The 12,869-nt window shown below is 51.0% G+C and carries 9 protein-coding genes; 6 read left to right on the top strand and 3 right to left on the bottom strand.

All coding sequences use genetic code 11. From position 1 onward, the window contains the following. Nucleotides 1-9 precede the first annotated feature (9 nt). Together MXB53_RS04845 and MXB53_RS04840 are read left to right on the top strand one after the other, a co-directional pair. Entirely contained in the window at nucleotides 10-2,985 is a 2,976-nt protein-coding gene (locus tag MXB53_RS04845) for a type I restriction endonuclease subunit R (RefSeq protein WP_248896095.1), read from the top strand. Nucleotides 2,986-3,046: 61 nt separating this feature from the next. Continuing rightward, a complete protein-coding gene (locus MXB53_RS04840) occupies nucleotides 3,047-5,014 on the top strand; it encodes an ATP-binding protein (RefSeq protein ID WP_248896093.1) in 1,968 nt (655 codons plus the stop codon). A 38-nt stretch (nucleotides 5,015-5,052) separates the two neighbouring features. Here MXB53_RS04840 and MXB53_RS04835 read toward each other — a convergent pair whose 3' ends face one another. Beyond that, nucleotides 5,053-7,635, bottom strand: a complete 2,583-nt coding sequence (locus MXB53_RS04835; RefSeq protein ID WP_248896091.1) for a GmrSD restriction endonuclease domain-containing protein — start codon at nucleotides 7,633-7,635, stop codon at nucleotides 5,053-5,055. Between the two features lie 386 nt (nucleotides 7,636-8,021). Here MXB53_RS04835 and MXB53_RS04830 point away from each other — a divergent pair, with 386 nt between their 5' ends. The 3 genes from MXB53_RS04830 to MXB53_RS04820 are packed head-to-tail and all read left to right on the top strand — an operon-like array spanning nucleotide 8,022 to nucleotide 9,899. Then, complete coding sequence (locus MXB53_RS04830; protein WP_248896090.1) at nucleotides 8,022-9,263, top strand: tyrosine-type recombinase/integrase; 1,242 nt, start codon at nucleotides 8,022-8,024, stop codon at nucleotides 9,261-9,263. Nucleotides 9,264-9,320: 57 nt separating this feature from the next. After that, nucleotides 9,321-9,473 (top strand): hypothetical protein, encoded by a 153-nt coding sequence (locus tag MXB53_RS04825; RefSeq protein ID WP_248896088.1) that lies wholly within the window; start codon nucleotides 9,321-9,323, stop codon nucleotides 9,471-9,473. A 33-nt stretch (nucleotides 9,474-9,506) separates the two neighbouring features. Beyond that, entirely contained in the window at nucleotides 9,507-9,899 is a 393-nt protein-coding gene (locus tag MXB53_RS04820) for a DUF8104 domain-containing protein (RefSeq protein WP_248896086.1), read from the top strand. Here MXB53_RS04820 and MXB53_RS04815 read toward each other — a convergent pair. Both MXB53_RS04815 and MXB53_RS04810 read right to left on the bottom strand, forming a co-directional pair. Next, a complete protein-coding gene (locus MXB53_RS04815; RefSeq protein WP_248896085.1) occupies nucleotides 9,882-10,523 on the bottom strand; it encodes a hypothetical protein in 642 nt (213 codons plus the stop codon). The genes MXB53_RS04820 and MXB53_RS04815 overlap by 18 nt on opposite strands. 7 nt (nucleotides 10,524-10,530) lie before the next feature. Beyond that, nucleotides 10,531-11,553, bottom strand: coding sequence for a Cdc6/Cdc18 family protein (locus MXB53_RS04810; RefSeq protein WP_248896083.1), 1,023 nt, complete (start codon nucleotides 11,551-11,553; stop codon nucleotides 10,531-10,533). A gap of 122 nt (nucleotides 11,554-11,675) precedes the next feature. Between MXB53_RS04810 and MXB53_RS04805 the strand changes: the two genes are divergently transcribed. Continuing rightward, nucleotides 11,676-12,524: a Cdc6/Cdc18 family protein gene (locus MXB53_RS04805; protein ID WP_345779717.1), complete on the top strand. Its 849-nt coding sequence runs from the start codon at nucleotides 11,676-11,678 to the stop codon at nucleotides 12,522-12,524. The last annotated feature ends 345 nt before the right edge of the window (nucleotides 12,525-12,869 follow it).

The raw sequence follows: 12,869 nt of genomic DNA, 5'->3' as shown, positions 1-12,869 counted from the left end.
TTGAATGAGATGGAGTTGTCGGAGAAGCCGGCTTTGCAGGTTTTCCAGGATATCGGGTATGAGTATAAGCCTGGGTCTGAGCTTGGGCCGAATGGGGATGATCCTGAGCGTGAGTCGCTTTCTGATGTTGTGCTTCGAGGCCGGTTGGAGGATAAGTTGCGGGATTTCAATCCGTCTCTGCCGGATGAGGCTATTGAGGATGCGATTTCCCAGCTCCTCGGTTATAACTCCACCCGCCTGTTAAAGAATAACAAGAATTTCCACGATAATCTGACCGACGGTATTCAAGTAGAGTATGAAGTTAATGGAGAGCCCGTTGGGGATTTTGTAGACGTCATCGACTTTGAGAATCCGGAGAATAACGATTTCTTGGTGTCGAATCAGGTCACGATCCAGTTTGGAGATAACCCGGAGAGACGGCCAGATATAGTCGTTTTTGTTAACGGTCTGCCGATAGGTGTTTTGGAGATGAAGAATCCGACTGATCCGAACGCCTCCATCGGGAAGGCGTATAAGCAGGTCACGGATCGGTACGTCAACGATATTCCCGACTTGTTCCATTACAACGAGTTGATCGGTGTGATGGACCTGAGCAACGCCAGACTGGGTTGTCTCAGTGCTGGCTGGGAATGGTTCTCTCCTTGGAGGTATATCGATGAGGAGAAGGATGCGACAGATGAGTATTCGCCGTCAGAGGTTCTGATACGTGGTGCCTTTGACCCCGTACGGGTTCTAGATTTAATCAAGAACTTCGTTTTGTATTCTGATGAAGGTGGGGAGTTGAGTAAGAAGTTGGCAGCGTACCACCAGTTCTACGCTGTCAACAAAGCTGTTGAGAGTAGTAAGGAAACTGTCCCGAATCCCGATGATAATCGGATCGGGGTGGTCTGGCACACGCAGGGTTCGGGCAAGTCGCTTTCTATGGTTTTCTATGCGAATAAGGTTCGGCAGCTGGAAGAAGCCCGTAATCCGACTCTCGTTTTCCTAACCGATCGTAATGATCTGGACGAGCAATTGTTCAAGGAGTTCAAGAAGCATGGTTTGCCGGCGGAATGGGCAGACGATGATAATAGAGTTGAGCTCCGGGATCGGCTGGATCGGGAGTCCGGAGGCATAGTCTTTGCTACGGTTCAGAAGTTCCAGACGACGGATGAGGAAGCGGTCTATCCGGAGGTGAATGACCGCGAGAACATGATTGTGGTCGCGGATGAAGCTCACCGTACCCAGTACAAAGAGTTAGCTGCGAACGTGAGGAGAGCTCTTCCGAATGCATCATATCTGGGCTTTACTGCTACGCCTATTGAGAAAGAAGATCGGTCGACGACCAACACATTCGGTGGCTACATCAGCCAGTATACTATTGACCAGTCTCAGAAAGACGGTTCCACTGTCCCGATCTACTATGAGAGTCGTTTGGCGAAGCTTCAGATTAATGATCCGGAGATAGGAAGGCATTTTGAGGAGTTGATGGAGTCGAAGTCGGATGATTTGCGGGAAGAGATGACTAAGCGGTGGACTAGTCTCCGCCGTATAATTGAGAATAGCGATGAGCGAACACGGCAGATTGCGGAGGATATTGTTGACCACTTTAACGACCGGGAGCTCGAAGGAAAGGGGATGGTCGTCGCGATAAGCCGGCAAGCTGCTATCAACTACAAGGAGGCTATTGAGGAGATCCCTGAGGCTCCGGAAGTTGAGGTCGTTATTTCTGGTGCAGAGGACTTCCTTGATGATCCGGAGGATAACGAAGAGCTGAAGCGTCGTTTCAAGGACGATGACGATCCGCTCAAACTGGCAGTTGTCTGTGATAAGTGGCTGACCGGCTTCGACGTCCCGTGTCTTCACACGATGTATATCGATAAGCCGATGAAAAACCACAATCTGCTACAGGCTATCGGCCGAGTTAACCGGGTCTACAAAGACAAGCCGGGCGGCCTGATTGTCGACTATATGGGTATCGCGGAGAATCTCAAGCAGGCCTTGGATAAGTACACGACTGAGATTCAGGAAACCGCGATGCTCGACTTGGAGGAAGCGGTTGAGGTAATGCATCAGAAGCACGAGAAGGTCGCTAGTTTCTTCGATCACGTCGATTACAGTGATTGGCCGCATCTCGACAATCTGGAGCAGCAACGCCTGGTCCACAAGGCGCAGAACGATGTGTTGGTTACGGAGGAGCGAGAGCAGAAGTTCAAGGAGGCGATGAAGGAGTTGAGGAAGGCTTTTTCGCTGGTTTCCCCTCATCCGGCCTCTAATGAGATACGGCAGGATATGGTGTTCTTCGAGGGTGTTCTTGACAGCATCAGGAGCATGGAAAATCCTGGAGGCGATGAAGATGTCGAAGAGCTTGATTCTGCGATGAAAGAACTCGTTGCAGAAGGCGTTGGAATAGAGGACTTGGTGGAGCTTTCGGGGTTCGATACTTGGGAAGAAGAGAAGCCGATTCTCGGTGAGAAGTTCATGTCGGACGTTGAGGAGGTGGAGTTCGAGAATCTTCAGGTGAAGATGCTGGAGCAGTTGATCCGTAACGAGATATCAACTCGGAAGAAGGGTAACTTAGCGAAGTACGAGTCATTCGAAGAGGAGTTGGAAGAGACTATTGAGGAGTACAATAATGACTTTCTTTCTACTCAGGAGGTCATCAAGGAGCTCAAGGGTTATGCAGAGGAGATTCAGGAGACGGACGACCGACAAGAGCAGTTGGACTTGAGTGATGAAGAGCTAGCCTTCTATGATGCGATTTCAGCGAATACTGATACGGATATCGACGAAGAGACGCTGAAAGATATCGCTCGGGAGCTAAAGCAGAATCTGAAGGATAGTATCGAAGTTGATTGGACGAACCGTGAGAAGATTCGTGCCGAAATTAAGACCGAAGTGAAGGCAGTTTTGAGAGATAATGGCTTGAATCTCTACCAGCACGAAGATTTGGTTGATCCAATCGTAGCTCAGGCCGAAGCGTTCTATGGTGGTGCAGCGGCGTAGAATTTCAAAAGAAACTGTGCCTATCTTTGTATAGAAGAGAATTCCTCGTTTAGTCTTCGTAGTGAGTGTTGACGGCGAGAATCTACTCAACGTAGCGAAACGCAATGATCTCCTCGATGATCCAGAGGTACGGAAGCTGGTCTTAGCCGCCGGTATTTCCGACAATCATCACCTCCAAGAGACTGCCTCGAAAATTGTTCTGGGGAAGTCGGTTCGGCACTGGGAGTATCCTTTCGACCGGCAATCACACGTAGGAGATATCGAACTGGGAAGGACGTTCCAGAATCAGCGTTTCCAGCTTTCGCAGGAAGATCTCACTAAGCATCTTCTCGCTGTCGGGCAGTCGGGTTCGGGGAAGACCACGCTGTTCTACTCGTTGATGGAGGAGATTGAGAAGCCGTTCTGGGCGTTCGATCTGAAGCAGGACTACCGGCACGTCGACGACATCTTGGTACTCCCGTGGTCGGAGCTCCGGTTCAATCCGTTGAAGCCGCCGGAGGGTGTTTCGCCCCGGCGCTGGGCCCAGGTTTTCGCCGAGATCTTCGGCCACGCTACTGCTCTCCTCAGCGGTTCGAAGAACTATCTGGTGAAGAAGATTGTCGAGCTGTACCAATTGTACAATCTGTTCGACCGAGTCGAAAAACCGTATCCCAGTCTCCACGAGTTGGAGATGCTGATCAACTCGGATGGTGTCAACTTTGTCAGGAAACAGTCAGACTACCGCGATACACTGCTCAACCGTTTGGAGGCGATGAACCTTGTCGCTGGAACCGTCTTTGACTGTAGTCAAGGTTATTCGATCCAAGAGCTTCTACAGCGGGATGTTGTCTTCGAGTTCGACGGTCTTTCCCGAGACATTCAGAACTTCCTGATGGAGATTCTCTTTGCGTACGTCTTTGAGTACAGGTTGGCGCAGAGTCACAGGGACGAGGGGCTCAACCACGTCTTCTTCCTCGACGAGGGAAAGCGAGTTTTCTCGGTGTACAAGGAGCGGCAGGATGCTTCTGGTATTCCGGAGGTTGATGAGTTGACGGCGAAGATGCGGGAGTTTGGGGAGGGTTTGGTGGTTGCGGATCAGGAGGCTTCGAAGCTGACTGATTCGATCAAGGCCAATACCTACACCAAACTGCTACTGCCTACGGCGGGGAGGAAGCAGTTCCAAGCGGTTTCGGAAGCGATGAATCTCTCGGAGAGGCAGGCGGAGTTTGCCCAAGGCCTCGAAGTTGGCGAGGCGATTGTCCAGGTCGGAAGCGGTGACCCAGTCCCGGTCAAGCTCAAGAACTACGAGATAGAGAAGCAGGTTTCGGATGAAGTGCTCGAAAAACAGCAAGCGAAGAACTGGGACGAACTCGACTCAACTCCGAGGGATGCGACACCTGAGTTCGAACAGGCCGTCCTCTCCGACCAAGAGCCAAGAGAAATCCCTGACGACCCGGAAGGAGAGATCGAGGTCTCAGAAGACGCGGATCGGTTACTGGAAGATATCGTCGAGAATCCGTTCAAGTCTCTGACCGAGAGGTATGAGGAGTTCCCTAGCAGTTACAAGGGAAACAAGGCGAAGAACGACTTGGTCGACCATGGCCTTGTCGTCGAGAGGAACGTCCGGGTGGGGGAGCAGAGGAAGCTGCTTCAGTTGACGGAGAAAGGCCGGGACTACGCCGAGTCCCTAAATCTGGAAGTGAAACATATGGGTCGAGGCGGAGTAGTTCATCGGTACTGGCAGCATCGGATCAAGGATGCATTCGAAGAAGCGGGTTGGGATGCCTTCCTCGAAAAGTTCGATGCCGATGTCTACGTCAACATGGGAAACACAGAGTTAGTGGTCGAAGTAGCGATGGGCGATAACCCAAGAGAAATCGGCCACGTAGAGGATCACATCGAACGCGGATTCATCGTCTGGATCGCCTGCCGAAACAAGGAGATTCGAGACGGACTGAAGCAGAGACTGGAAGAGAACGGATTGGATTCTGATTCCGTGGTGTTTCGACTGTTTCGGCAGTTCAACGAGTTAGAGATCGATACCGAGTGAGCGTTTCGGGGAGTTCGGCGTATCGGAAAGTATGGTTGTTAGTTGATAATCCTCTGTACTTCGTTCCAGTCTTCTAGTATGTCGTTGCCTTTGTTCCACCACTCTTCGAATGGTGGTCGGGATGCTGCTTCGGTGATCTCAGCGTATTGTCCTCTTCCAATGGTGTTGATTGAGGGGATGTTGTAGGCGTGGTTCTCCGAGATCAGCCATCGGTCGTGTATTTCGGCTGCTGTGTCGCCTGAGATGACCCGCATCTCGGCGTTGATTCCTTTCTCTTCGAGTTCTTCTTTGAATCTCTCGAAGTCTGCTCTGAGGTTGTGGTCGGTTTGTGGGGTACCGGTGAGGATGCGGACTTCGTCGATATCGTCTGTGTCGATCTCTTGGATGATGTATTCCAGGCCTTTCCGGGTGAAGTACTTGTCAAACCAGTAGAGGTAGGAGTCTGATTTGCGGACGAGTTCCCGAATGTTCATTTCGTTAGTGAACGGTGTTTCCGGTGAGAGAGCTCTAGCACCTCCCGAAATATCTTCTTCGCCGGTAACTTCCTCTAGCTTGTTCAGTATTTGTTGGGCTCTGTAGTTCAGGAATCGGTCGTAGTTATTCTCCATCAAGCCGGACTCGTCTAGGTTCGGGATGAGGTGTGTTTCGAGCGCGTCTTCGAGCTGCGGGTTGTCAATCTCGTTCAGGTATTCTTGCGGCGAGTCGCTGAAGTCAGAAGATTTGTTGATGTTTGCCGGGAGGAACATGATGTTCGCTATACTGTTGATCATCTCGTCCTCCACTCCCTGGGTACGGAGGTAGTTCCGTGGGAAGATGTGGTGCATCTCCGTCTGTTTGTATTTGGAGAAGTTGTCATGCGAGACCGGAGCGTTGTTTACGGGGTTAGCCGGGTTTTGACTGGCGAATAGGCAGATTATGGTTTTGACAAATGCGTTTCTCAGGGAGTAGTTTTGGTCGATGATGTCTTCGGCAGTTCTCTGGATATAGCTATACTTGAACTCGACAGGTTCCTCTTTGACTATCTCTTCCATCGACTGTCCGTCTTCCTCTAACTTGCTGGCGACGGCAGAGTCGAATCGGTTGGAGATGGCGGATTTCCAGAACCAGCGGATGAGCTTTTGTTTCTGTTCTTGGCTTGGTTCCTTGTTGCCCATCAGGTAGAAGAATCGGCTTAGAGGCACTACCTGGGCAGGGTATGGGAGCAGGTCGAGGGTTGGAAGGCTGAGGTTGTTATCGAGGAAGTCGATGGATTTCTTGATTGATTCAATAACGTCTTCCCACTCTTCTTTGACCTCTTCGCTATCCAGTCCGAGGATGTCCTGTCGACGGCAGCGTCCTGCGATGTTGAGGGATACTGCTTGTAGGATAGTTATGTCTGGAAGGTCTTCCCCGATTTCATCCTTGAATTTGGCCAGCTCGTCGCGTAGATTGAATTCTTGGCCGCTCCACGTCTTCGCGATCATTAGGTCGACGACGGTCAGAGTCTGGCCCTTTGTGTTGATCCGTTCGAAGATATCGCAGACTGCCTCCCAGTCAGCTTTGTTGGCGAGTATAATTGAGAAGTCGTAGTCGTGGAAGACTTTTCTCAGGTGGTTAAGTTTCTCTCGCCGCTCTTCTGAGAACTTACTGAGGTACTCGAAGTCTAGATCTGATTGATCTACGAGGATCTGCTCTAAGGGAATGAATCGTGATTCGATCTCTTTCTCAGTTTGCTGTATATCGTCGAGGATGGCCTCTCCTGAGTCTGTGATATAGTATCCGCCGTCTTCTTTTCTGATTAGTTGTAGTGGTCGAAGCCATTTGCACCGTTTCCCAAATTCGTGGTAAGCTGTTGAGGAGGATCCACCGTAGATTTCTTGGAACTCTGGTTTAGCCCCGTTTCGGGTGATGCCAGGATTCTCTTGGATGATTTCGAGTGTTTCCTTGATGAACTTGGTCTGGTTGACGAGGATGTTAGCAACGTATTGGTAGTCGCGGTTCTCCAGCGCATGTTCGCCATCCGGAGTGAGTTCGTAGTCCTCCTCCGTCTCTGAAAGAATATTGATGTCTACTAAGCTGCTGAGGAATCCATCAAGAGGACTATCTCCGAGGTCAAGGTTCTCTTGGACATCATCAAGCGAGTTATTTTCTACGCCCTCAAGAACCTGCATCAGCATGTCGTCGGACTTGACTCCGGGAACAGAGTACATACTCTTTTTTCGATCCCGGATATCCCCTTCTAGGATGAATTTCTCCTCTTCTAAGTCGAAGACGACGTCTATCTCCTTCTCCCCGCCCTGCATTTCCAGTTCCTCGCTCTTTGCGGCATAGTAGAGGCTTTTCAACCTCTGCTGGCCGTCGATTACAAAGAATCGGTATTTGAGGGTGGAGGAGCTTGATTCGCCGTCTCCAATTGGTGCAGAGTATGTGAAGTCCTCGTTCGTAACCCAGAAAATCAGGCTGCCAATAGGGTAGTTCTTGTAGATGCTGTCGAGAAGGTCCAGGATCTTCTGCTCATTCCAGACGAATTCTCGCTGGAACTCTGGGATATGAATACTTCCGTCGTCGATATATTTGATGAGATCTCGGTAGTTGAGATCGCCGTTCGTAATCTCCCCCTCTTCAGGGACCTCAATTCCCATGGCTTGGATAGAAAATCGCAGATGAGTTATTTCATTCTTTGCCCGTAGTAGCGATAAACACCAACCTAGATTATAAAAAAGCTAAACACCAATTTTCTCTTGAAAATCCAAACGAAAGGAGGAGAGCAGAGAAGAGGGAAGTGAACGGATAATAAGCTGGTCCACCCGAGAACCTTATTGAGGGTTCGGTGGTCCGCATCCGAATTGAGGTCCTGAATGGCCAAGAGAAAGGCGCTGAGATTTTTCGAGGGAGGGATCCGTACGCTTGGTAACGGTCTTCGGAAGACCATCAAACCCTTCTTCGCTTGAGTGTCTCAGCGACTTCCGGCCAAGAGAAGCCAGGGCTGACCGTGTTCTCCTCCAGTTTCCGGAACGGTATCTAATCTATGAGCACAACCGAGTACATCAACGTCAACAGAACCATTCAAAATCTCAAAGAAGAGGTAAGTCAGGAGAACTTCGAGGCGATACGCGACTTCATCAATCATTGTGCTGCAGAAGGAATTGGCGACAGTCAGCAGCAACGACACGTCTACAGTCTCAAGACGCTGCTTCAAAAGTTCGCCCCCGAGGACTTCGAACTACGTGGAGCCTCGGAAGAGGAGCTCAAGTTGGTGCTGGGCGAAGTCAATAGAAGCAGTTACGCGGAGTCGACGAAGGCGAAGTTTCGAGCCGCGTTGAAGAAGTTCTACAAGGTAGAGAACGGCGGAACAGAGCATCCCGAGAAAGTAGATTTCTTCTCAGTTCACAACGGCAACCGAAGCGGTTCAAACGTCTCTCGCGACGACCTGTTCACTGATCAGGAGCTGAAGGCTCTTCTCAGGGGCTTCAACAACGTCAGGGATCGGGCGTTCACGATGGCGCTCTATGAGACTGCTTCAAGGCCTGGAGAGCTTCTTAACTGTAGTATAGGCGATTTCACGGCTAACGGCAAGGGCGACTTCATCTTTCTTGAGGGGCTGAAGGGGACGCCCGACCGCACCAATCAATTGGTTCGAGCGGGGCGAACCTTGCGTGAGTGGCTTGCTCACCATCCCTTTGGAGGCGAGGTCGGCGATATCGACGATTCTTCAGCTCCACTATGGGTGAAGCTCCAGCAACAACAGTGCAAGAAGTGCGGCGACTCATTCCATCGACACAGGGATTCCTGCGATTACGTACCTGACAAGCGGGATAAGATGAACTATCCTGCCTATCGACGCCGATTCAAAGACGCCTGCGAGGAGGCCGGTATCCCAGAGAACAAGCGGAGGCCGTACAACCTGCGGCACACTCGATTGACGGAGGTGGCGACGTTCATGGGGTACGAGCAGTTGAACAAGTTCGCTGGCTGGGTGCCCGGATCAGGCCGAGCCAAGGTCTACGTCCATCTCAACAACGACGATGTCAACCAGGCCATCCGGGACGAGTTCAATCTCGAAACAGAGGAGGACGAGGAAGAGCAGATGCAGGAATGCCCGTTCTGCGGCACCACAAACCAGCCGAACTACAGCGAGTGTCGGGAATGTGGACGGCCTCTCAGCTTGGAAGGAGAGGCGGAGAAAGAGGAGAAGCAAGAGGTGTTAGAGCGTCTCACAGAGCTGGAAGAGAAGGGTGTACTGGAGAAGTTGGAGCGACTGGAGAGTTAGCTTCAGAAGTCCGGTGTGGTGACACCGGTATATTTTCCCTCCTCTCGTTGTTGTGGTATGACCCGCATTGCGTCAAGCGAAGTCTTCGAAGCCGAGGAACTCTTGGACAAAGTCGAGTCCTGGAACGAGGAGGAGATCAAGGAGTTGCCGAAGCTGTATCAGAGGAAGGCAAGGAAATTCCAGCGGCTTCGGAACCGAGGCGAGGAATAACCAGTAACCCAGGTAGTCACCCATTAGTTCCATGTGGAATACTTCGACTACGGAACTGAGAACTTGGACACTGGATTCGACGTGGAGGAGTTTCTGGAGAAGTCGCAGCGGCATCAGGAACTGCGGTTGGAACAGGAGCTTGAGCGAATTGAAGAACAGTTGGAGGAGCGGGATCGAATATTTGAGGAGAATCGTAGCGAGTTAGAGTCAAAGCTGGATTGGTATCTGGAGCGGTTACAGGAGGAGTACAATTCGGTCGGACCGGAATCCGTCGATAAACTGAAAGAGAAAATTGAGGGATTTTACGAGTCGCTCAGAGTGGAGAGACGTCGGCATTGGCGTGACAGGCAGGAGCTGGAGAAGGAGAGGCGTGAGTTACAGAGAGAGCTTGATGAGATCGACAGTTCTCTATCTGAGATTCTCTGAGATCCATACTATGAAACAGGGGAAAGGATATCTGACGCGGTGTATGATCTTCCTGTAGATGGGTCTATCTGCGTGTTCTCGTATTTCTTGATGGGATTGCAGGTATGTTTCCTTTCCAAGTCTGTTTAACGCGAATAGCTCTGCGTATCCTTCATCGATCCAGGAAACCAGTCCAAATGCCGAGGTGGTAATGCCTACGACTATGAGGCTTGCTGCTCCTTTGAGCGCGGTCAGTCTGAGTGATTCGGTCAGTACAAAGACGGATATTGTTTGTGCTACAGCGAAGAAAGGGGCCGCGATTGCCATAATGATCGTCGGGAAGAGTGCTGCGTATAGCATGACCCGTAAGATTGGATGTTGGTTTGCGTGACCGGATTCGTGCAGGAAGACATAATCTGTGACCTTTTTTGAGACTTCTTCGAGAGGGTTCTGATTCATTAAGATCGTGTTGAAGGGTGTGCAGTGTCCACCTCTGTTTGAATCCGAGTTGTACCAATATATGGAGTCCTCGACGCCCTCAGCAGAGTACTCTTGGATATCGAGTATCTTCCTGTGAGTCCATCTAGCGTAGTGTATAGTCAGCCAATCTATGACTCCATCTGTCTCTACGCCTTTGCTGCCCATCGCTTGATCAGATATTGTCGGCTTGGTCTGTTAAGCGTACTTCCCGTGTTTTCCCTTTCTCTCCGCCGTAGTGGTATTCAGCTTTAATCAGATTCAGCTCTTCAAGCTGTTTGAGGTAGTCGCTGGTTCTCCGGTTGGAAAGTGGTTCTCTGCCTCGCTCTTCGGTGATTTTCTGGTATCTCTGGTAGATGCTTCCTGCGTTGACGACCGGGCCTTTCTCTTTGGAGAGCTCTTGGATAGCTTGGTAGAGGTTTCGGTGGTGCTGTGAGAGTTTTTCTAGGTGTTTCTCGATGTGGAGGTTGTAGGCGTCTTCTCGTATTTCTTGGACGAGTTCTTCGGTTACGGCTTCGTCTGCGTGTTGGGCTGCTGTTCTGAGCCAGGTCAGGGCTAGTTCCGCGTTCTGTGTTGAGGAGGCGATGTAGGTTGCGGCGTTTCGATGCAGTGACTTCGGTTTCAGGGTTTTTGAGGCTCTGTCAGCGAGTATTTCATAGATTTGCTGTCCAGTGTAGGGTTCGAACTGGATTCGCCGTGGGTGGAGGGAGCTGTATGTGCGGGGTTCTATCTGTTGTTTCAGGTCTTCTGTGTTGGCGGTGATGGTGATGATTCTGGGCGGGTTGTTGAGGCGTGAGAGGAAGTATAGTAGGTCGTCGCCGTCGTTCAGCAGCAGGAAGTCGAGTTCGTCGAGTACTACTGTGAAGTCGAGGACGTCGGTGTGTTCTTCGATTTTGCGCTGTAGTTCTGAGGTGTGGTGGCCTGTCTGGATGGAGTCGTGGGTGAGTTGGGAGACGAGTTGTTGCAGGATTTTGTACTGGGTGTCGTGTTCGAGGCAGGAGATGTAGCAGGCCTTCCCGTCTATATCCTCCACGTATTTTTTGATGAGGTGGGTTTTCCCGGTTCCGCGTGGGCCGTGGATGTGGAGGTTCTGGTCTGTTGGCGCTTTTTGGAGTTGTTCTCTTTCACTCTCTCTGTCGATGATTTCGTCGGGTAGATGGTTCTGTTGTAGGGGCGTCGAGTCTTCGATTACGGTCATAGAGATACAGGATAGGGTTGGACGGTTACACTGGCTGAGATTGACCGGGTTTCACTTGAAAAATCTCGCTGCCTAATTCTGAAATAGATTGGTCAAGCGAAACACGGTGTGGGTAAGCCGGGATCAAACCCACATCATATACGTTCTCCATAGAGGGGGAGGGGATTATACTGTTCAACAAGTCGAATAGTTCGAAGGGCGTACTCAGAAGCGAAAACTATCTCACCAGCACCTATCATCCCGATCAGCCGGTCGGGAGAGACGTTGAGGTGCAGAGGATAGCCGAGGCAGTCAAGCCTTTAGCAAGGAGGAAAAAGCCGGATAACCTCTTGATTCATGGCCCGGCGGGGGTCGGGAAAACGACCTGTGTCAAGCACGTTTTCAATCGTTTAGAGAAGGAGACCTCGGCTCGGTCCGTCTACATCAACTGCTGGCAGTACAATACTCGTTCATCCCTTCTCACTCAGTTGCTTATCGAACTCGGATATCCTGCACCGAGGAAAGGGAAGCCGGTCGACGAACTTCTTTCCAAGATCCGGGAATGGCTGGACAAGAAACGGAACGTCGCTGTCGCTCTCGATGAGTTCGACCAACTGGAGGAGCGGACAGAGGTTATCTATGATCTCCAGATGCTGAATCAGGAAGCGGAAAACAAGATAGGAGTTGTCATGGTCTCCAACCAGCACCCCTCTAAACTCCAACTCGACCCGCGAAGCCGGAGCCGGTTGAACTGCCAGACACTCCAGTTCCAACCATACAGTGCCGTCCAGCTGGAACAGATTCTGAAGCAGAGAGTGAAACAGTCCTTCAGACCAGGAACCGTCCCTGACGAAGTCATCGAGGAGATCGCAGAATCAGTCGCTGAGAAATCCGGTGACTGTCGAGAAGCCCTGGAGACTCTGTTGCGGGCAGGACGGAAAGCCGATCAGGAAGGCGAGAGCGAAGTCGGGTTGGAAATGCTCCAAATGTAGTACAGCCTCGATGACCTCTGCAACCATGAGCTGGCGGTTTTATGTAGAATGCTGTAGTATAACTCAGGTAGCGAAAACGGACGCTGACAACGGAAATCACGGGACGGTGAGGCGATCCCTGAATTCAGCAAATCAGATTCGGTGCGAAATCCGGAGAGATTTGCTGGAAAACCGCTAGTCTGTCCGACAGGGCTTGCCATGGTCACAACCTGGGTTCAAATCCCAGCCAGCGCATTTTCAGGATTCAACAACGACGAGCGAAGCGAGTCGTCTGAATCCTGAAAATCGTCTCCTGCGGATTTGAATCAGGGAGTGGCGCGAACGAAGTGAGCAGAACGACCGTGG

It is taken from the genome of Haloplanus sp. XH21 (assembly GCF_023276355.1).
Lineage (GTDB): Archaea > Halobacteriota > Halobacteria > Halobacteriales > Haloferacaceae > Haloplanus > Haloplanus halobius.
The sequence above is the reverse complement of the archived record's forward strand: the minus strand, read 5'-3'. Positions and strand labels throughout refer to the sequence as shown.